Raw genomic sequence first — 20,147 nt, 5'->3', positions numbered from 1 at the left:
ATGGCATTTGAAAGCTTGACAGATAAACTGCAGAATGTATTTAAGAAGTTGCGAAGCAAGGGCCGCCTGACAGAGGAGGACGTTAAGCTTGCCCTTAAGGAAGTAAAGATGGCTCTGTTAGAGGCAGACGTAAACTTTAAGGTTGTGAAGCAGTTTACTAAATCTGTACAGGAGCAGGCAATCGGACAGGACGTTATGAGCGGTCTGAATCCGGGTCAGATGGTGATCAAGATTGTTAATGATGAACTTGTGAAATTAATGGGAAGTGAGACAACAGATCTGCCTCTTCGCCCGGGAAATGAGATCACAGTGTTCATGATGGCAGGTCTGCAGGGTGCAGGTAAGACCACCACAGTTGCGAAGCTTGCAGGTAAGCTGAAATCCAAAGGTAAGAAACCTCTTTTAGTAGCCTGCGATGTTTACCGTCCGGCGGCTATCACACAGCTGCAGGTCAACGGCGAGAAACAGGGCGTGGAAGTATTTTCCATGGGAGATAAGCAGAAGCCTGTGGATATTGCGAAAGCAGCCATAGAGCATGCGAAGGCAAATCAGCAGAATGTCGTACTTATTGATACAGCCGGTCGTCTTCATGTTGATGAAGATATGATGCAGGAACTTGCAGATATCAAGGCGAACATTCAGGTAGATGCAACCATCCTCATTGTAGATGCGATGACCGGACAGGATGCGGTAAATGTGGCAAGCACATTTGCTGATAAAGTAGGAATCGATGGTGTCATTCTTACCAAGATGGATGGTGATACCCGAGGCGGTGCAGCCCTTTCTATCAAGGCAGTAACCGGTAAACCTATTCTGTATGTAGGTATGGGCGAGAAACTTTCTGATCTGGAGCAGTTCTATCCGGAACGTATGGCTTCCAGAATCCTTGGTATGGGTGATGTCATGAGCCTGATCGAGAAAGCAGAAGCTTCCATCGATAAAGAACAGGCGCAGGACATGCAGAAGAAGTTAAAGAAAATGGACTTTGACTTCAACGATTACCTTACCAGTATGGAACAGATGAACAAGATGGGCGGTATCGGCAGTATCCTGAATATGCTTCCGGGTATGGGCGGTAAGATGAAGGATATTGAGGGAATGATCGATGAGAAAGCCATGGACAGAACCAAGTCAATTATCCTTTCCATGACACCTCAGGAGAGAAGCAATCCGTCAATCCTGAACATTTCCAGAAAGAACCGTATTGCCAGAGGTGCAGGAGTAGATGTCTCCGAAGTAAACCGTCTGGTGAAGCAGTTTGAGCAGAGCAAGAAGATGATGAAACAGATGCCTGGTCTTATGGGCGGAAAAGCCGGTAAGCGCGGCGGTGGATTTAAACTTCCGTTCGGACTGTAATTGAGAAGTTAGCGAAGCGGATAACGCTTTGACATAAAAGTTACTGTTTCATAGCTGAACAGTAATATAACATAAGAAAACAATATATTTTATTTAATGGAGGAAAAGAAACAATGGCAGTTAAAATCAGATTAAGAAGAATGGGACAGAAGAAAGCACCTTTTTATAGAATCGTAGTTGCAGATTCCCGTTGCAAACGTGATGGAAGATGTATCGAAGAAATCGGAACATACGATCCAAACCTTGAGCCAAGCGCTGTAACAGTTGATGAAGAAGCAGCTAAAAAATGGCTTGCAGCAGGAGCTCAGCCTACAGATGTTGTAGCAAAAATCCTCAAAGATGCCGGAATTGAAAAATAATTCAGATATACCAGGATAAGGTATTTCTGCAGCGTCCGTAGGGGACGGGTCAGGGAGGTATGTAATGAAAGAATTAGTGGAAGTAATTGCAAAATCTCTTGTTGAAAATCCGGATGAAGTAGTTGTTACTGAGACAGAAAAGGAAGACGCGATCATCGTTGAACTGAAAGTCGGACCTGCTGACATGGGCAAGGTTATCGGACGGCAGGGAAGAATTGCGAAAGCGATCCGAACTGTGGTAAAAGCAGCTTCTTCAAAAAGCAGCAAAAAAGTGATTGTAGATATTCTGCAATGAAAATAAGGGTCAGGAGCTGTGGAACATCCCATGGCTCCTGATTTGGGTTTAAGCGGATTTGGAATATGGATCAGCATTCGCTGTGAGCAGGCATAAAAGCAGAATGCAAATGACGTATGATATGAAAATTATAGGAGTCAGCAGATGGAAGATTTATTAAAAGTTGGTGTGATCACTACGACACACGGAATACGCGGGGAAGTAAAAGTATATCCTACCACAGATGCAGACAGATTTCTGGATCTGGAATATGTTCTGCTTGACACAGGCAGAGAGAAAAGAAAGCTTGAAATAGAGAATGTTAAGTATTTCAAGAACCTTGTAATCCTGAAATTCAGGGGAATTGATAATATTAATGATATAGAGATGTATAAAAAAAGAGAACTCTGGATCCCGAGAGAAGAAGCACAGGAGCTGGAAGAAGATGAATATTACATTGCAGACCTGATCGGTATGGATGTAGTTCTCGAAGACGGAAGCAAATTTGGAACTCTGAAAGATGTAATGGAAACAGGCGCTAATGATGTCTATGTAGTAGAGGATGCCAAAGGCGAAGAAATTCTGCTCCCTGCTATCAGGGAATGTATCCTTGATGTGGATGTGGAGAAGAATGTAATGACCATTCATCTGATGAAAGGATTAATATAAATGAATTTTCATGTTTTAACCCTGTTTCCGGAGATGATTGAAAATGGCATGAATACCAGCATTACCGGACGTGCGATCACAAAAGGTCTCCTCACACTGGAGGCAGTGAACATTCGTGATTATGCATTCAATAAGCACCAGAAAGTGGATGATTATACCTATGGCGGCGGTGCCGGAATGCTGATGCAGGCAGAACCGGTTTACCTTGCTTATGAGGCGATTGCAAACCGTACGGCAAAAAAGCCAAGAGTTGTATATCTGACTCCTCAGGGGCAGGTATTTAACCAGGCTATGGCCAGAGAAATGGCGCAGGAAGAGGATCTGGTATTCCTTTGTGGACACTATGAGGGAATTGATGAGCGTGTTCTGGAGGAAATCGTCACAGATTACGTATCTATCGGAGATTACGTGCTTACAGGTGGCGAACTTCCTGCAATGGTCATGATGGATTCCATTTCAAGAATGGTTCCGGGTGTACTGAACAATCAGGAGTCCGGTGAGACAGAATCCTTTGCAGGAAACCTTCTGGAGTATCCGCAGTACAGCCGTCCGGAAGAGTGGCATGGCAAAAAGGTACCGGAGGTTCTTATGTCCGGTCATCACGCAAACATAGAAAAGTGGCGCAGAGAGCAGTCAATTTACCGCACGGCAAAAAGACGCCCGGATCTTCTTAAGAAAGCTGATCTGACAAACAAAGAATGGAACTATGTGCGCCAGTTAAGGAAACAGTGGAAGGAAGAAGAGGAGCAGATAAAATGAAAACATCAGATTTTTATTATGACCTTCCTCAGGAACTGATCGCTCAGGATCCTCTGGAGGACAGAAGTTCATCCAGACTGATGCATCTGTCTTTAAAAGATGGCAGCATTGAGCATCGCCATTTTACAGATGTTCTGGATTATATGGAAGAGGGAGACTGCCTGGTCATCAACGATACAAAGGTAATCCCTGCCCGGTTATACGGACATAAAGAAGAGACAGGAGCACTGATTGAAATCCTGCTTCTGAAGCGGAGAGAGAATGATATCTGGGAGTGTCTGGTAAAACCCGGAAAGAAGGCACGCCCGGGTGCTAAGATCACATTTGGAAATGGTATTTTAAAAGGTGAGATCATTGATGTGGTGGACGAGGGAAACCGTCTGATCCAGTTCCATTATGAAGGAATCTTTGAGGAAATCCTGGATCAGCTTGGCGAAATGCCTCTGCCGCCTTATATTACACATAAACTGAAAGATAAGAACCGTTATCAGACAGTTTATGCAAAGAACGAAGGCTCCGCAGCAGCACCGACAGCAGGATTGCACTTTACTAAAGAGCTTCTTGAAAAAGTAAAGGAAAAAGGCGTCAATATCGCTCATGTGACTCTTCATGTAGGTCTCGGAACTTTCCGCCCTGTCAAAGTAGATGACGTGGAAAGCCACCATATGCATTCCGAATTCTACATAGTAGAGGAGGATCAGGCAAAGCTGATCAATGACACAAAGAAGGCAGGTAAACGTGTAATAGCAGTAGGAACCACAAGCTGCAGAACACTGGAATCTGCAACAGGAGAAGATGGAATTCTGAAATCCGGAAGCGGATGGACAGAAATCTTTATCTATCCGGGCTATCATTTTAAAATGATTGATGCCCTGATCACAAACTTCCACCTGCCGGAATCCACACTTGTGATGTTGGTGTCTGCGCTGGCAGGCAAGGAGAATATCATGCATGCCTATGAGACTGCAGTGCAGGAAAAGTACAGATTTTTCTCTTTTGGAGATGCTATGATTATCATATAATGTCACCCAAATAATTATATCAATCAATTATCTGGTTATGAGCAAGTAGCGAAGAGGATGCTTTTATCTGCCTGATAAAAGCATAGTAAAAATATAAAAAAGAGCTGAGAAGTCCTTAACTGGATTTTTCAGCTCTTTTGAAGTATGGATGTGATTCTGGATGAATGAAGGCTCCATTTATTCAGCGTCCGAATTATCAGTATCATAGGATTCGTCGTATGTCTCTGCGTCTGTGTCATCTGAATCTGAACTGTTCATATCAACGATATCGCTATCTGAAGCAGCTGTATCTGCAGAACTGCTCTGGGAGTCGTTATTACTGTTATATTTTGCAGTAAAAGTACTGCCTTCTGCAGTAGAAATCCAGGAACTCCGCTCATTGATTTTTCCAAGGATTCTTGTTGCCTCATCACCTTCTGCCGGAGTTGGCTGATAATTATTATATCCATCATAGGCAGCAGAAGAAATGGAGCAGGGAATGATATTGGTTACGTTGTCTTTTTTTACCCCATCGGCATCAATAGTAAAGGTCTGCTGATAAATCATGGTATCCATATCACTTGGAGAACTGTTGCCGCCGAAGCAGAAGTTTCCGAGGCTGTATACAATATTCCTGCCTTTATAAGTTTCAATGCCCTGAAGTACATGCGGATGATGTCCGCATACAAGATCAGCGCCTTCATCGATCGCGATGCGTCCAAGTGTTGTCTGGTTGCTGTCCGGAACGGTTTCCGTTTCATTACCCCAGTGGAAGATCACTACGATCAGCTGTGCCCCGTCTGCCTTTACTTTTGCAATATTGTCTTTTAACTGCTGCTCGCGCTCAAGATGGTCGTACAGTTCATAGATACCGACTAATCCCACTTTGATTCCCTTTACATCCATAACAGCAGTTTCGTCATATCCGAAATGAACGATTCCTGCATCATTCAGTGCTGCCAGAGTATCATCGAAACTCTGATCACCGTAATCATGGCTGTGATTGTTAGCGGTATTTACGGCTTCTACAGATCCGCCTGTCAGAATAGAGGCATAGGATGCGGGTGCTTTAAACGCAAATGTTTTGTCCTCCCGTTCATCAGAATCGGTGAGTGTTCCCTCAAAATTCGCAATAGTCAGATCATCTGTAGAGAAAATATCTTTTACATTCTGCAGGAAATAATCTGCACCGTAATTTTCATAATAAGCATTTAAGCTGGTATCATAATCAAAAGTTTCATCTGTGCCAAGAGTGCAGTCGCCGACAACACTGAGTGTCAGAGAAACAGGAGAAGATACTGTAGCATTGGAGGAATCCGTGTTCTGAGAATCTGAGGATGCTTTCTGGCAGTTGTCCTTAGAAGCGTTCATGGAAACAGTTTTTTTGGCTGCTGCCTGTCTGGAACTCATATAGTTGCTGCATCCGCGGATACCTGCCAGAATAAGTATAAAAACCAGAACAAAGATACCGATACCTGTTGCAATCAGCAATTTTTGCCTTTTTTCCTGATAGTATTTTGATTTTTTGTAGATGTCTTTCCTGCGTGCAGAAGAAGATTTCGTCTGGCTTCGCTTGTTGGATTGTAGGCTCATATGTATAGTTCTCGCTTTCGTTTATAATAGATTAGAGATATAGTATTTAAAAAAATATTAAAGAGACCGGGCAGTTAAAATATCTGAACAGATGATCAGAATTAACAAAAAATAAATCGTAATTGCTATAGGATATATTCAAAGTATATAGAGAATTCACAGAATCGTCAAGAAATAAGTCTTTTCATAAAACCGTATTTTTGTTATAATACCATGACAAAAGGTTACATAAATATTACAGACAGAAAAAAGAGATGTGTTATCCTAGAGCGTGTCTGAAAAATCATTCCCGCAATCTGCACGCCCCACTTTGCGGGATATTTCACCCGAATTCAGTTGCCGTAGCCCGCTACGGCGCCCTCATTCGGGCAAAATATCCCACAAATTGTGACGCACATCTTGCAGAAAGCCTTTTTCAGACACGCTCTAAAGCGTATGAAACATGCTCTGAAAGCACTCAAAGATAATGAGAGATGGGTACGTGAGATAGCACTTCTCAGGAAAGAATATGAGGAAAAATAAAGATGAAAACATTGATATTCAACGGTTCACCGCGAAAGAACGGTGAAACTGCATATATGATCCGGACTCTGCAGGAAAATCTTGGAGGGGATTTTAAGGTGGTTAATGCCTACAGGGCAGATATCCGACCGTGTATAGACTGCAGATGGTGTTTTGACCATGCAGGATGCGCAGTCAAAGATGAATGGCAGGAGGTTCTTTCGTACATTGAAGATTGTGACCATATTATTATGGCATCTCCTGTATATTTTGAGGAGGTTACGGGAATGCTTCTTGCTGTGATGAGCAGACTGCAGACCTATTTCAGTGCAAGATATATCCGTAAAGAAGAACCTGTTCCTAAGAAGAAAACAGGAGCAGTTCTGCTGACAGCAGGAAGTATCGGACCCAGAGAAAAAGCGGAAAGTACGGCAGAGATGCTGCTTCGTCAGATGAGCTGTGACAGTCTGGGGACTGTATATGTGAACCGTACAGATAAAGTGCCGGTCAGAGACAGAGAAGATATCATACAGGAAATAAAAGATCTGGCAGGCAGATTGAGAACAGCAGAATAAATATTATCTGAAAATGAAACACCATTTGTGTTATGTGGAACAGACGAAAGGATGATTAAAATGAAAAAAATAAAATACTTTATGATTACAGGAATGCTTCTGGCATCCATCGGTCTTGCCGGATGTGGGAAGAAGTCAGAAGATGATATTACAAATAAGGAAATTTATCAGGAGGATCTTGAACCGCTGACAGAAGAAGAGCTGAATGAAATGGATGCAGATACTTTTGACGAGGATATGAAACAGATTGATGAGCCTGAGGAAGAAACCGCTGACATTACAGATACTACAGATGCAACAGAAACTACAGATAAAACGGAAAATACAGATAAAGCAGAAACTTCAGATTCTTCTGCAAAAAAATCTGCGGATAAAACTGAAACATCAGATTCTGCAGATACAACGAAATCAGAAACTAAAACGAAAACTGAAAAATAATCACAAGGGGGCTGTCGCTGGAATTATTATTGCGACAGCCCCCTGATCATATTTCTGTAATTATCAGGAAAGAACCTCGTTCTTCAGTTCGTTCCCATCCATAAATGCTTTCGCATTTTCGAGAGTAGTCTCGGCAATGTTAGTCAGTGCTTCTTTTGTAAAGAATCCCTGATGAGAAGTCATCACTACATTCGGGAAGGAGAGCAGGCGCTGGGTAATGGAGCTCTGCAGAATACGCTCGGACATATCCTCGAATACGAAATCAGTTTCTTCTTCATAAACATCCAGTCCTACTGCAAAGAACTTATGATCACGGATTCCGGAGATCAGGTCCTCTGTCTTGATCAGGCCGCCGCGGGAAGTGTTTACAAGAATTACACCATCTTTCATTTTGGCGATAGTTTCTTCATTGATGATGTGTTTGGTTTCTTCTGTAAGCGGGCAGTGAAGACTGATGAGATCACTGGTTGCCAGAAGCTCATCCAGAGATACATATTCCAGATAATCCAGGTTCTTATTCGGGAAAAGATCGTAAGCGATAACTCTCATACCAAAACCTTTGCAGATTTTTGCCATTGCCTGGCCAATTTTTCCGGTACCAATGATTCCGGCAGTTTTCTGATAGAAATTAAGTCCCATCAGACCACTTAAAGAGAAGTTGTTTTCGCGGCATTTGATGTATGCTTTATGTGTGTGGCGGTTTGCGGTCAGCGCAAGTGCCATTGCATGCTCAGCCACAGCTTCCGGAGAATATCCCGGAACACGCAGAACCTTCATTCCGAATTTGTGAGCAGTTTCCAGATCTACATTGTTATATCCTGCGCAACGCATAAGGATCAGTTTTACACCCTGAGCATTCAGTTCTTCGATAACAGGAGTGCTCAGATCAGCGTTTACAAAAGCGCAGATTGCCTCATATCCTTTTGCAAGGGAAGCAGTTTCTTCGTGAATATTTGCTTCAGTAAATTTAATTGTAATTCCCGGATAGGAAGGAAGAAGCTTCTCGAAAAATTCTTCGTCGTAGTTTTTTGTGCCGTAAAATAAGATTTTCATAAATGTTAGCTCCTCTCTGGCTGTATACCTGTATGGTATACTCACCGTGAAAATTATAATATCAGTGTTTATAGCAATCCTCATAAATAATGCATCTTAATCCAGACCATCAGAGTGTGAAATCCTGCTATAGTAAAACAAATCGAATAATGTTAAAATAATAACAATCTTCTGACGATTCACATTATAACCGATTTATCGGAAAAAGAAAAGACTATTTTGGATAAAATTTCTCAAGTATCTATAAAAATACAATCTGAGAGAGTATGAAGATACTGTAAATAGGAATTGCAAATTATGTTTTATTATGAAAAGTATGTACAGAAAGACAAAAGATATGCAGGATAAAAAACATTTTGCGGGATATTACCGGTGAACAGTAAAAATTATGCTGCTGTCAACAAACATAAAAAAATGATATGTTGACAGCAGCATAATTATAAATGACAGTTGCTATTTTCCGAGAGAGTACAGATCTTCATAGAATTCCGGATAGGAAATTTTAACGCAGTCCCCATCTTTGATAGTAAGTGTACCGTCACAAATTGTACCTGCAACAGCAAAGGACATGGCAATACGGTGATCAAGATAAGAATTGATCTCGGCACCATGAAGTGGCTTTCCTCCATGGATGATCATTCCGTCATCAGTCGGCTGAATATCAGCTCCCATGCGTTTCAGCCCTTCTGTTACCACTGCGATACGGTCGGATTCTTTTACCTTCAGCTCATGTGCGTCCCTGATAACAGTAGTCCCCTCTGCAAAAGCTGCCATTACAGCGATCATCGGGATTTCATCGATCAGTGTGGGGATGATCTCACCTTCAACAGTGGTTCCGTGAAGACTGCTTGTGCGGATCAGCAGGTCAGCGGTAGGCTCACCCTCTGTACTTGCATTCAGCAGAGTAATATCAGCCCCCATAGCCTTGCATACACGAAGCATTCCGTCTCTGGTTGGATTAATGCCTACATTTTTAAGAAGAATCTCACTTCCGGGAGTAAGAAGCCCTGCTGCGATAAAGTAAGCAGCAGAAGAAATATCTCCGGGAACTTTAATCTCGCGTCCGTTCAGTACAGGCTCCGATTCAATAGAAGCAGTTGTTCCCTGGGAAGTCACATTTGCGCCGAAATAATTCAGCATGATCTCCGTATGATTTCTGGAAAGTACCGGCTCAGTAACGCTGGTGATCCCATCTGCATACATACCAGCCAGAAGCACGCAGGATTTTACCTGTGCGGAAGCAACCGGTGACTGATAATGAGCGGCATGTAAAGGCTTTCCTGTAATACGCAAAGGTGCGCATCCATTGCCTCTAAGACTTACGATATCAGCGCCCATAGACAGAAGAGGAGTCATAATCCTTTTCATTGGACGGGACTGAATGGAAGCGTCGCCGTTTAATTCGCTGGTAAAAGACTGTCCTGCCAGAATTCCGGAGATCAGTCTTGTGGTAGTCCCGCTGTTTCCCACATCCAGAGTTTCAGACGGAGCACTGAGTCCGTGAAGTCCCTTTCCATGAACGAGGATTTCGGAAGCATTTCTTTCAATATCGATTCCCATTTTCCGGAAACAGGAGATAGTAGAGAGACAGTCAGCTCCCTCAAGAAAATGTGTGATCTTTGTAGTACCCTGTGCAAGAGAACCGAACATGACTGCACGATGGGAAATGGATTTATCTCCGGGTACAGTGAGTTCTCCTCTGAGGTTTGTCTGTTTTTTTATTTCCATGTTTGATTCCTGCCTGTTTTTATAATATTTCTGTATTTCCCTGCAGCTATTTATAGCAATCTGCTTTTGACAAAATATTTTTGAAATGAATGTCAAAGTGTGATCTGTTTAGACACGCTCTAACGCTCGTAGACAATATAATTTCTTTTCTTAAGGAGTGCGGCACCCTTTTCCATAGAGATTCCGTCGTAGAATTCAATTTTGAGGACACCTTCCTCGAATTCACGGTTGTGAATGATACCGATATTTTTAATGCTGATCTTCTCCATCGCAAGGATAGTGGCAATCGTAGCAATACCGCCGGCCTCATCCGCAATATCAAGATACAGGACATAAGCCTTTTTCAGCAGACCATTGTCTACCACATCAATAGAATCACGGTAATCCCTGGAACTTGCAAACATCTGATACAGACTCCTGGAGTCCTTGTTATCCACAAAACATTTGATCTGAACCAGCAGGCGGATGTAGTCATCCAGAACATTGGAGATATTCTGATTATTTTCCACACAGATCTGCTCCCACATAATTGGAGAAGAAGAAGCAATACGTGTGATATCACGGAAACCTCCGGCTGCAATCGTTTTCATATATTCCTGATCGCTGTCCAGCATATTGACAAGATTTACCAGTGCAGAAGCGATAATATGAGGCAGATGGCTGACTCCGGCAGTGATGAAATCGTGTTCTTCACTTGTAAGGACCATCGGGATCGCACCAAGGGAAGAGATCATCTCTGTGAAATCTGTCAGGCGTTCCAGTGCAACTTCACCGCCCGGAGTAATAATATAGTAAGCATTCTCAATCAGACGGTCACTGGAAGCTTCGAATCCGGTCTTCTCAGAACCGGCCATTGGATGACCTCCGATAAAACGGGATTCCATTCCAAGACGTTCTACTTCTTTATGGATAATGCCCTTGACACTTCCAACATCTGTGAGGATCGTGTCAGGACCGATATTGTCTTTGAAATATTCAAGATATTTTACATTAAATTCTACAGGAGCACACAGGAAAATATAATCGCAGCTCCTGAAACGTTCATCATGTTCTTCGCATACAGCATCGATCATATTGCTGCTTACTGCTGCAGCAAGTGTTTCCCGATCCTGATCATAAGCAAGAAGTCGGTAGTCTTCATGGTATTTTCGGATGGCCTTGGCAATTGATCCGCCAATCAGTCCGAGACCGATAAAACCGATAGTTTTCATAGTGGTTTTTGCATCCTTTCAGGTAACATTATTCGTAACTGTGAAAATACGGAACAGTTACATGATTTCATAATTTACTATTTTAAAGGATATGATTTGAAAAGTCAATTCATACGGCACTTTTATACATAAATAATTTAAAGCGACAAAGCGAACGCCGTATCATATGAAGATATCTCCACGGTCTTTCACACTCTGTTGAACTGTCTCAAACACGCTCCGGTTACGAGGACTGCTATAGTCAACTGAAAAAAACAATGCACTATAAATATTCGTACAATCAAAATCAGTCAGCCAGCTGCGCACTTGAGATAAAATTCACAGTCGAGATCCGTAAAAATTACTGAAAATATATAAAATGCTCATCAATTTACAAGAAGTTCACAAAAAAAGATGTTAAAATTTCATAAAATACTTGAAAAATATAAAAAAATTTAGTAATATATAGCCATATCGTTGCTGCGGACGTTACAGGCGGCAATAACATAACAGACAAACAGGGAGGTACGCAACATGGATGTATTTAGAACTGACCGAATTAGAAATGTAGTCCTTTTAGGTCATGGGGGCGCTGGCAAAACTACACTGGCAGAAGCAATGGCTTACTTAGCAGGAATGACTAACCGTCTCGGAAGAGTAGAAGACGGAAATACTGTCAGCGATTATGACAAAGAAGAGATTAAGAGACATTTTTCCATTTCTACCACATTGATCCCGGTACCGTGGGATAAGGTAAAGATCAATGTGCTGGATACTCCCGGATATTTCGATTTCGTAGGCGAAGTAGAAGAAGCAGTAAGCGCAGCAGATGCAGCGATCATTGTAGTTTCCGGTAAAGCAGGCGTTCAGGTTGGAACACAGAAGGCATGGAACTTATGTGAGAAATATAAACTTCCGAGAATGATCTTTGTCACAGATATGGACGTAGATGATGTCAGCTACCGTAAAGTAGTAGAACAGCTCACTGAACTCTACGGCAAGAAGATCGCACCGCTTCACTTCCCGATTCGTGAAGACGGCAAATTTGTAGGATATGTAAATGTTGTAAAACAGGCAGGACGTAAGTACATAGATAAAGGTAAGAAAGAGGAATGCCCGATTCCTGAATACCTGGATGAATATCTGGAGAAATATCACGATATCCTTATGGAATCTGTTGCAGAGACCAGCGAGGAATTCATGGACCGTTATTTTGAAGGTGATACATTCTCGGTAACAGAGGTTTCCGCAGCACTTGCAATGAACGTACAGGAAGCATCTATCGTACCTGTATGCATGGGCTCACCGATCAATCTTCGCGGTGTATCCAACTTACTGGATGATATCTGCGGATATTTCCCAAGTCCGGACAAACGCTCCTGCAACGGAATCGCTCAGAAGACAAATGAGATCTTCGAAGCAAACTACGATTTCACGAAAGTGAAATCCGCATATGTGTGGAAAACAATTGCAGACCCGTTCCTTGGCAAATATTCTCTTATTAAAGTATGCTCCGGTGTTATCAAATCCGATGACACTTTATTAAACGTAGAGAAAGGCGAAGAAGAACGTCTGAATAAATTATATGTACTTGAAGGATCCAAACCGATCGAGGTTCCGGAACTTCATGCCGGTGATATTGGTGCAATTGCCAAATTAAACAGCGTACAGACTGGTGACAGCCTTGCGACAAAAGCAAATCCGATTCTTTATCCGAAGGCACTCCTTTCCACACCATATACCTGCAAGAGATTTAAAGCAGTGAAGAAGGGTGATGAGGATAAGATTTCCCAGGCACTTGCGAAGATGATGAGTGAAGACAAGACACTTCGTGTAGTAAATGACAGTGCAAACCGTCAGAGCCTTATCTATGGTATCGGTGATCAGCATCTCGATATCGTTATGAATAAATTAAAAGAACGCTACAAAGTAGATGTTGAGCTGAGCAAACCGAAGGTTCCGTTCCGTGAGACAATCCGTAAGAATGCAGATGTAGAAGGCAAACATAAGAAACAGTCCGGTGGACATGGACAGTATGGACATGTTAAGATGCGTTTCGAGCCATCAGGCGATCTGGAGACACCTTATGAATTTGAACAGGTTGTAGTTGGTGGTGCAGTTCCGAAGAACTACTTCCCGGCAGTTGAGAAAGGTCTTCAGGAATGCGTATTAAAAGGACCTCTGGCTGCATATCCTGTAGTTGGTGTGAAAGCTACCTTATATGATGGATCTTATCATCCAGTAGACTCCTCAGAAATGGCATTCAAGATGGCAACGATTCTTGCATTTAAGAAAGGCTTTATGGATGCATCACCTGTACTCTTAGAGCCAATCGTATCTATGAAAGTAACTGTTCCGGATAAATTTACCGGTGATGTTATGGGCGACCTGAACAAACGTCGTGGCCGTGTTCTGGGTATGACTCCTGACCATCAGGGAAATACGATCATTGAGGCAGATGTACCTCAGCTTGAGATCTATGGATATTCCACAGATCTTCGTTCTATGACAGGTGGAAGCGGAGAATTCTCCTATGAATTTGCACGCTACGAGCAGGCTCCTGGAGATATTCAGGCAAAAGAAATTGAAGCCAGAGCAAGTAAGGTAGATAAAGCGGAAGAATAAAAAAGGGTAATTACTGACAGAGCAGTAATTTGTGTTAGCGCAGTAATTAAAATATAGTTAAGAAATAAAAATGGCAGGACATTTTGCAGAGATGCGGAATGTCCTGTTTTTTACGTTTTATTGACACACTCTAGTGGTGTATTACTCGAAAATGCGAAATAAATGCCATTTTTGTTACTGTTCACACACCACTATCCCGCGAGGTGTTTTGGCATGAATATGCCAAAATCCCGAGACATACAAGCCAAAATTCCATTGCCACAGGCAATCTGGAATGAATTTTGGCTACGTTACTGTGAACGGAGTGAACAGTAACCCATTTTTAAAGCAAAAACACTCGATACAGCGAAACGTTACATTGACAAACAGCCTTTGTTGAATTAAAATAAATTTTTAGGATAAGATGTCCATAATCGGACTGAAACCGCCGGAAATAATAAAAGCAGCTGTGTAGCTCAGTGGAGCAAACAGTAGTGGTGTCATGGACGCACCCTGAAAAAGACGGTATCTCGCCTTAAGTCAGATGCCCTGGTAACTCTGTTGCCGGGTAGTTCACATACAGCAAAATGTTGGAGGAAGTATAGAGATGAAATACTTGTTTAAAAAGATCGAGCCTAAGTGGCAGGCAAAATGGGAAGAAGCCAAAGTCTTCGAAGCCAAAGATAACAGTGACAAACCTAAATTCTATGGTCTGGTAGAGTTCCCATATCCAAGCGGTGCCGGTATGCACGTAGGACATATCAAAGCATATTCCAGTCTGGAGGTTATTTCCAGAAAACGTCGTATGGAAGGCTATAATGTACTTTTCCCGATCGGATTTGATGCATTTGGTCTCCCGACAGAGAACTACGCAGTAAAGACCGGAACACATCCACGTATCATCACAGATGAGAACATCAAGAGATTCTCAAACCAGTTAAAGAAAGTTGGATTTTCCTTTGACTGGAATCGTGTGATCGATACAACAGATGAAGACTACTACAAATGGACACAGTGGATTTTCCTGAAAATGTTCGAAAAAGGTCTTGTATTCAGAGACAGAACACTGGTTAATTACTGCCCGCACTGTAAAGTAGTCCTTTCCAATGAAGACAGCCAGGGCGGTAAATGTGATATCTGCCACAGCGATGTTGTTCAGAAATCCAAGGATGTATGGTATTTAAGGATTACCCAGTATGCAGATAAGCTTCTGGAAGGTCTGAAAGATGTAGATTATCCGGATAATGTAAAACAGCAGCAGATCCACTGGATCGGCAAATCAAAAGGTGCTTTCGTTAACTTCGATGTTGACGGAATCGATGAGAAACTTGAAATCTATACAACCAGACCGGATACTCTGTTTGGTGTAACATTCATGGTAATCGCACCGGAACATCCGATCATTGACAAATATGCAGATAAAATCACAAACATGGATGAGATCACTGCATATCGTAATGAGTGTGCAAAGAAAACAGAGTTTGAGAGAACTCAGCTTGTAAAAGATAAAACAGGTGTGAGAATCCAGGGACTTGAGGGAATCAACCCGGTTAACGGTAAGAAAATCCCGATCTACATTGCTGACTATGTAATGATGGGATATGGTACAGGTGCTATCATGGCAGTACCTGCTCACGACCAGCGTGACTATGATTTCGCAAAGAAATTCGGCATCGACATTATCGAAGTTATCAAAGGCGGAGATATTTCCAAAGAAGCCTATACAGGCGACGGCGAAATGGTAAACTCCGATTTCCTGAACGGATATGCAAAGAAGAAAGATTCTATTGAGCGTATGTTGGAAGAACTGGAGAAAAAAGGAATCGGTAAAGCCGGTGTTCAGTATAAGATGAAAGACTGGGCATTCAACCGCCAGAGATACTGGGGTGAGCCAATCCCGCTTATCCACTGCCCGAACTGCGGTGTTGTGGCAGTTCCGGAGAACGAACTTCCGCTGCGCCTGCCGGATGTAAAGGACTTCGAGCCGGGTGAAGACGGACAGTCCCCACTTGCAAAGATTGATTCTTTCGTAAACTGCACATGCCCGAAATGCGGTGCTGCAGCGAAACGTGAGACAGATACCATGCCTCAGTGGGCAGGATCTTCCTGGTATTTCTTAAGATACACAGATCCGCACAATGCAAATGCACTGGCTGATATGGACAAACTGAAATACTGGATGCCTGTTGACTGGTACAATGGTGGTATGGAGCATGTTACCAGACATATGATCTACTCCAGATTCTGGCATCATTTCCTGTATGATCTTGGCGTAGTAAATACACCGGAACCATACGCAAAACGTTCCATCCAGGGATTGATCCTCGGACCGGATGGAGATAAAATGAGTAAATCCAAGGGTAATGTAGTTGACCCGCTGGATATTGTAGAAGAATATGGTGCAGATACTCTTCGTACCTATGTGCTGTTTATGGGTGACTATGGCGCAGCTACACCATGGAGCGAGAACTCTGTAAAGGGCTGTAAGAAGTTCCTGGACCGTGTTGCAGGTCTGACAGATATCCTTTCTGAAGAATCTGTATCTGATGAACTGGAGATGAAACTCCACCGTACCATCAAGAAAGTTTCTTCTGATATCGAGAACCTGAAATTCAATACAGCGATCGCCAGCCTGATGACACTCATTAATGAGATCACAGCAGAAGGACACTTAAGCAAAGATGACCTTACCATCTTTATCAAACTGCTTAGCCCGTTCGCACCGCATATCTGCGAAGAAATCTGGGAATTCATCGGAGGTGAAGGCTTACTGGCAGTTTCCGAATGGCCGAAATACGATGAAGGCAAAACAATTGCCAAGACCGTTGAGATCGGTGTACAGGTGAACGGTAAAGTAAGAGGAACAATCGTAATTCCTAACGGATGCGAAAAAGAAAAAGCATTCGAGATCGCCAAAGCAGACGAGAGAATTGCTTCCTTCCTGGAAGGTAAGAACCTTATCAAAGAGATTTATGTACCGAACAAGATCGTAAACTTTGTTGCGAAATAATAGAAACAGTAAAAAGAGGACTGACAGAAATTTTCTGAACAGTCCTCTTTTGAGTTTGCCAGCTGTATTAAGAAACCTTTAGACCTTTTCAGGCAACCGCCTGCTGATATGCCGGAATGTCAGTGTAAACACGATTCCCTTCACGATAGAAGAGATTGTAAGCGCCCACCATACACCATTTAATCCCATTCCCGCATGTGTCAGGATCAATGCCAGCGGGATTCGTGAGCCTGTCAGGATCACACTGATCGTACTGGATAATCTGGTGCGTCCAAGTCCTGATAATGCGCCCACTGTCATCAGCTCAATGGACATAAAGACTTCACTGAATCCGATAATGACCAGATAATTGACAGCAGTATCCAGTGCTTCTTTTTCGTGGAAAAATAACCTGGCAATTGGTTCCGGAAGAAAGACAAAAGCTGCAGTGACAAACAGGCCCCAAATTGTGAGAACGCGAAATGACAGACTGTAACCTTTACGGATACGGTCTTTTTTTCGTGCACCGTAGTTTTGGGCAATAAAAGCATTCAGTGCTGAAGCAAAACCATCAGCAGTATTCCAGGATACGGATTCAATCTGTCCGCCAACACGCTGCGTTGCAATAGCGGCGGCACCATAACCGGAAACCATACGGGTCAGAACCATGGAGATGAAACAGTAAATGCTTCCCTGTATAGCTGTGGGAAACCCGATCCTGAAAATGTGCTTATAATATTCTTTTGGAAAAACAGACAGCAGATTCAGATGCTGTAAAACATTTGGCTCCAGTCTGGAATGCCGGATACGCAGAACCATCACTACAAAAACCAGAATCTGTGAACTTACTGTCGCAATAGCGGCTCCGGCAACCTCCAGCCTCGGGAAAGGTCCGATGCCAAGGATCAGCAGCGGATCCAGGATCATATTTCCGGCAAGCCCGATAAAGTTTGCAAGCAGGGGAGTGCGGGAATCTCCCTGTGCAGTAGAGAGTCCGGTCAACGTCAGATTCAGATAAGAAAAAAGGATCAGTCCACAAGTGATCAATGTATAAGATCTGGCAGCAGTATAAGTTTCTGCGTCGGTCAGATTAAAAAATCCCAGCAGAGGCTGTATGAAAATAACACAGACAGCAGCAAACAAAATGCCGGACAGTGCAGTGAGCTGCAGAGAACCGGCAGCATAGGAACGTGCCTGGTCATAATCTTTGCGCCCGCATGCCTGAGCTGTATTTACCTGTCCGCCCATTCTTGACAGGGATGCAAGCCCCTGGGAGAGCCAGACATACATTCCGCCTACTCCCACGCCTGCAACCGCCTTTGCACCAAGCAGTCCGATCCATGCCATATCCATAATACTGTATGCTGTTCCCAGCATGGAAGAAATCATGATAGGCAGAGCCAGCTCTGCCAGAGTTTTCAGGATCGGACCGGAAGTCAGATCCACAGTTTTTGCTTTACTCATTTGTAATAACCCTTCATGTACCAATTATTATAATACTTTTGTAGTCCATTTACTGCAGTCCCATACCTGAGAAACCACATCGCGGTAAAACTCCGGTTCATGGCAGATCAGGAGAATGCTTCCCTTATATTCGATCAATGCCTGCTTCAAAGCTTCTTTTGCATCCACATCCAGATGATTGGTAGGCTCGTCCAGAAGTAGAATGTTCGTTTCTTTATTCACCAGCTTACACAGACGCACCTTCGCCTGCTCCCCGCCACTCAGTACACGTACCTGACTTTCAATATGCTTGGTAGTCAGACCGCATTTGGCGAGAGCAGACCGCACCTCATACTGAGTATAAGACGGAAACTCCGCCCAGATCTCATCAATACAGGTAGTCTTGTTATCACCCTTTACTTCCTGCTCAAAATATCCAATCTGAAGATTCTCCCCAAGTTCGCAGGAACCCTTCAGAGACGGGATCAACCCCAGAATACTCTTCAGTAAAGTTGTCTTACCGATACCGTTTGCACCAACCAGCGCAATCTTATTTCCTCTTTCCATAGAGAGAGTAACAGGTCTGGAAAGAGGTTCATTATAACCAATAACCAGATCCTTCGTTTCGAAAATATATTTCCCCGGAGTGCGTCCGTATTTAAAATGAAACTCAGGCTTCGGCTTCTCGGCAGCAAGCTCGATCACATCCATCTTATCCAGCTTCTTCTGTCTGGACATTGCCATATTTCTTGTAGAAACCCTGGCCTTATTTCTTGCGACGAAATCCTTCAGTTCACTGATTTCCTGCTGCTGGCGTCTGTAAGCAGCCTCAAGCTGAGCCTTCTTCACCTCATACACTTCCTGGAAATGGTCATAATCCCCGACATAACGGTTCAGTTCCTGATTCTCCATATGATAAACCAGATTGATAACAGAATTCAGAAACGGAATATCGTGGGAGATAAGGATAAATGCATTCTCATAATCCTGCAGATAACGCTTCAGCCATTCGATATGTTCCTCATCCAGATAGTTGGTAGGCTCGTCCAGAAGCAAGATATCCGGCTTCTCCAGAAGCAGCTTGCCAAGTAGAACCTTGGTTCTCTGACCACCACTCAGATCTGTAACATCACGTTCCAGTCCGATATCAAGAAGCCCCAGAGCTCTGGCAACTTCCTCCACCTTCGCATCGATCACATAGAAATCATGCATGGTAAGGGTATCCTGAATAGTTCCCAGTTCCTCCATCAGAGTATCCATCTCCTCAGGAGAAGCAGTGCCAAGAGAGTCACAGATTTCATTCATCCTTTCCTCCATCTCAAAGAGATAAGAGAACGCAGACTTCAGCACGTCACGGATGGACATACCCTGAGAAAGGACAGAATGCTGGTCCAGATAGCCGACACGTACATTCTTCGCCCATTCAATCTTACCCTCATCCGGCATCAGCTTTCCGGTTACAATATTAAAGAAAGTAGATTTACCTTCCCCGTTGGCACCAACCAGTCCAATATGCTCGCCCTTTAACAGGCGGAAAGACACATCATTAAAAATCGCCCTGTCTCCGAAACCATGTGTCAGATGTTCAACATTCAAAATACTCATAAAAAGAAAT

16 protein-coding genes and 2 pseudogenes are annotated in these 20,147 nt (G+C 43.1%); 11 read left to right on the top strand and 7 right to left on the bottom strand.

Features of this window, described 5'->3' with window-relative positions:
• From ffh to queA, 6 genes are all read left to right on the top strand, one after another.
• Entirely contained in the window at positions 1 to 1,356 is a 1,356-nt protein-coding gene (ffh, locus tag I4V44_RS05600; RefSeq protein WP_008704686.1) for a signal recognition particle protein, read from the top strand.
• A gap of 113 nt (positions 1,357 to 1,469) precedes the next feature.
• The gene (rpsP, locus tag I4V44_RS05595) at positions 1,470 to 1,715 is read left to right on the top strand and encodes a 30S ribosomal protein S16 (RefSeq protein WP_008704685.1); all 246 of its coding nucleotides are present in this window, start codon (positions 1,470 to 1,472) and stop codon (positions 1,713 to 1,715) included.
• Positions 1,716 to 1,779: 64 nt separating this feature from the next.
• Positions 1,780 to 2,010, top strand: a complete 231-nt coding sequence (locus tag I4V44_RS05590; RefSeq protein WP_008704683.1) for a KH domain-containing protein — start codon at positions 1,780 to 1,782, stop codon at positions 2,008 to 2,010.
• 144 nt (positions 2,011 to 2,154) lie between these two features.
• A complete protein-coding gene (rimM, locus tag I4V44_RS05585) occupies positions 2,155 to 2,658 on the top strand; it encodes a ribosome maturation factor RimM (protein WP_008704681.1) in 504 nt (167 codons plus the stop codon).
• A complete protein-coding gene (gene trmD, locus I4V44_RS05580) occupies positions 2,659 to 3,417 on the top strand; it encodes a tRNA (guanosine(37)-N1)-methyltransferase TrmD (protein WP_008704678.1) in 759 nt (252 codons plus the stop codon).
• On the top strand, positions 3,414 to 4,439 hold the full coding sequence (gene queA, locus I4V44_RS05575) for a tRNA preQ1(34) S-adenosylmethionine ribosyltransferase-isomerase QueA (RefSeq protein WP_025576906.1): 1,026 nt from the start codon (positions 3,414 to 3,416) through the stop codon (positions 4,437 to 4,439). Before trmD ends, queA begins: the two co-directional genes overlap by 4 nt.
• Before the next feature lie 177 nt (positions 4,440 to 4,616).
• On the opposite strand, the gene I4V44_RS05570 is transcribed toward queA, so the two are convergent.
• Together I4V44_RS05570 and I4V44_RS18155 are read right to left on the bottom strand one after the other, a co-directional pair.
• Positions 4,617 to 6,011, bottom strand: a complete 1,395-nt coding sequence (locus I4V44_RS05570) for a CapA family protein (protein ID WP_196002455.1) — start codon at positions 6,009 to 6,011, stop codon at positions 4,617 to 4,619.
• A 224-nt stretch (positions 6,012 to 6,235) separates the two neighbouring features.
• Positions 6,236 to 6,409: pseudogene (locus I4V44_RS18155) on the bottom strand (DUF6783 domain-containing protein).
• On the opposite strand from I4V44_RS18155, the pseudogene I4V44_RS18150 reads away from it, so the two are divergent.
• From I4V44_RS18150 to I4V44_RS05560, 3 genes and pseudogenes are all read left to right on the top strand, one after another.
• Positions 6,347 to 6,478: pseudogene (locus I4V44_RS18150) on the top strand (DUF6783 domain-containing protein); the annotation flags it as partial. The pseudogenes I4V44_RS18155 and I4V44_RS18150 sit on opposite strands and share 63 nt — an antisense overlap.
• A 57-nt stretch (positions 6,479 to 6,535) precedes the next feature.
• A complete protein-coding gene (locus I4V44_RS05565) occupies positions 6,536 to 7,087 on the top strand; it encodes a flavodoxin family protein (RefSeq protein ID WP_196002454.1) in 552 nt (183 codons plus the stop codon).
• 60 nt (positions 7,088 to 7,147) lie between these two features.
• On the top strand, positions 7,148 to 7,525 hold the full coding sequence (locus tag I4V44_RS05560; RefSeq protein ID WP_196002453.1) for a hypothetical protein: 378 nt from the start codon (positions 7,148 to 7,150) through the stop codon (positions 7,523 to 7,525).
• Positions 7,526 to 7,588: 63 nt separating this feature from the next.
• Here I4V44_RS05560 and I4V44_RS05555 read toward each other — a convergent pair whose 3' ends face one another.
• The 3 genes from I4V44_RS05555 to I4V44_RS05545 form a co-directional block, all read right to left on the bottom strand.
• Positions 7,589 to 8,578 carry a 2-hydroxyacid dehydrogenase gene (locus I4V44_RS05555; RefSeq protein ID WP_118330288.1) on the bottom strand — a complete coding sequence of 330 codons (990 nt, stop codon included), beginning with the start codon at positions 8,576 to 8,578 and terminating at the stop codon, positions 7,589 to 7,591.
• Positions 8,579 to 9,031: 453 nt separating this feature from the next.
• The gene (gene aroA, locus I4V44_RS05550) at positions 9,032 to 10,306 is read right to left on the bottom strand and encodes a 3-phosphoshikimate 1-carboxyvinyltransferase (protein WP_196002452.1); all 1,275 of its coding nucleotides are present in this window, start codon (positions 10,304 to 10,306) and stop codon (positions 9,032 to 9,034) included.
• 119 nt (positions 10,307 to 10,425) lie between these two features.
• Positions 10,426 to 11,517 carry a prephenate dehydrogenase gene (locus I4V44_RS05545; RefSeq protein WP_025576901.1) on the bottom strand — a complete coding sequence of 364 codons (1,092 nt, stop codon included), beginning with the start codon at positions 11,515 to 11,517 and terminating at the stop codon, positions 10,426 to 10,428.
• Between the two features lie 513 nt (positions 11,518 to 12,030).
• Here I4V44_RS05545 and I4V44_RS05540 point away from each other — a divergent pair.
• Positions 12,031 to 14,121, top strand: a complete 2,091-nt coding sequence (locus I4V44_RS05540; RefSeq protein WP_055053442.1) for an elongation factor G — start codon at positions 12,031 to 12,033, stop codon at positions 14,119 to 14,121.
• A 586-nt stretch (positions 14,122 to 14,707) separates the two neighbouring features.
• Positions 14,708 to 17,110, top strand: a complete 2,403-nt coding sequence (gene leuS / locus I4V44_RS05535; RefSeq protein WP_022381115.1) for a leucine--tRNA ligase — start codon at positions 14,708 to 14,710, stop codon at positions 17,108 to 17,110.
• 78 nt (positions 17,111 to 17,188) lie between these two features.
• Here leuS and I4V44_RS05530 read toward each other — a convergent pair whose 3' ends face one another.
• Complete coding sequence (locus tag I4V44_RS05530; protein ID WP_008704539.1) at positions 17,189 to 18,553, bottom strand: MATE family efflux transporter; 1,365 nt, start codon at positions 18,551 to 18,553, stop codon at positions 17,189 to 17,191.
• A gap of 27 nt (positions 18,554 to 18,580) precedes the next feature.
• Positions 18,581 to 20,137, bottom strand: coding sequence for an ABC-F family ATP-binding cassette domain-containing protein (locus tag I4V44_RS05525; RefSeq protein ID WP_026650392.1), 1,557 nt, complete (start codon positions 20,135 to 20,137; stop codon positions 18,581 to 18,583).
• Between the last annotated feature and the right edge of the window lie 10 nt (positions 20,138 to 20,147).

Source organism: Blautia sp. 1001283B150304_161114_C9 (assembly GCF_015668165.1).
GTDB classification, from domain to species: Bacteria; Bacillota; Clostridia; order Lachnospirales; family Lachnospiraceae; genus Blautia_A; species Blautia_A wexlerae.
Note: the sequence above shows the minus strand (reverse complement) of the source record. Positions and strands in the feature narration are given on the sequence as shown.

Excerpts from the sequence above, each read along its gene's own strand:
- I4V44_RS05570 (WP_196002455.1), bottom strand. The coding sequence starts at position 6,011 with ATGAGCCTACAATCCAACAAGCGAAGCCAGACGAAATCTTCTTCTGCA.
- queA (WP_025576906.1), top strand. The coding sequence starts at position 3,414 with ATGAAAACATCAGATTTTTATTATGACCTTCCTCAGGAACTGATCGCT.
- aroA (WP_196002452.1), bottom strand. The coding sequence starts at position 10,306 with ATGGAAATAAAAAAACAGACAAACCTCAGAGGAGAACTCACTGTACCC.
- trmD (WP_008704678.1), top strand. The coding sequence starts at position 2,659 with ATGAATTTTCATGTTTTAACCCTGTTTCCGGAGATGATTGAAAATGGC.
- rpsP (WP_008704685.1), top strand. The coding sequence starts at position 1,470 with ATGGCAGTTAAAATCAGATTAAGAAGAATGGGACAGAAGAAAGCACCT.
- rimM (WP_008704681.1), top strand. The coding sequence starts at position 2,155 with ATGGAAGATTTATTAAAAGTTGGTGTGATCACTACGACACACGGAATA.
- I4V44_RS05530 (WP_008704539.1), bottom strand. The coding sequence starts at position 18,553 with ATGAGTAAAGCAAAAACTGTGGATCTGACTTCCGGTCCGATCCTGAAA.
- I4V44_RS05545 (WP_025576901.1), bottom strand. The coding sequence starts at position 11,517 with ATGAAAACTATCGGTTTTATCGGTCTCGGACTGATTGGCGGATCAATT.
- I4V44_RS05555 (WP_118330288.1), bottom strand. The coding sequence starts at position 8,578 with ATGAAAATCTTATTTTACGGCACAAAAAACTACGACGAAGAATTTTTC.
- I4V44_RS05565 (WP_196002454.1), top strand. The coding sequence starts at position 6,536 with ATGAAAACATTGATATTCAACGGTTCACCGCGAAAGAACGGTGAAACT.
- I4V44_RS05590 (WP_008704683.1), top strand. The coding sequence starts at position 1,780 with ATGAAAGAATTAGTGGAAGTAATTGCAAAATCTCTTGTTGAAAATCCG.
- ffh (WP_008704686.1), top strand. The coding sequence starts at position 1 with ATGGCATTTGAAAGCTTGACAGATAAACTGCAGAATGTATTTAAGAAG.
- leuS (WP_022381115.1), top strand. The coding sequence starts at position 14,708 with ATGAAATACTTGTTTAAAAAGATCGAGCCTAAGTGGCAGGCAAAATGG.
- I4V44_RS05560 (WP_196002453.1), top strand. The coding sequence starts at position 7,148 with ATGAAAAAAATAAAATACTTTATGATTACAGGAATGCTTCTGGCATCC.
- I4V44_RS05525 (WP_026650392.1), bottom strand. The coding sequence starts at position 20,137 with ATGAGTATTTTGAATGTTGAACATCTGACACATGGTTTCGGAGACAGG.
- I4V44_RS05540 (WP_055053442.1), top strand. The coding sequence starts at position 12,031 with ATGGATGTATTTAGAACTGACCGAATTAGAAATGTAGTCCTTTTAGGT.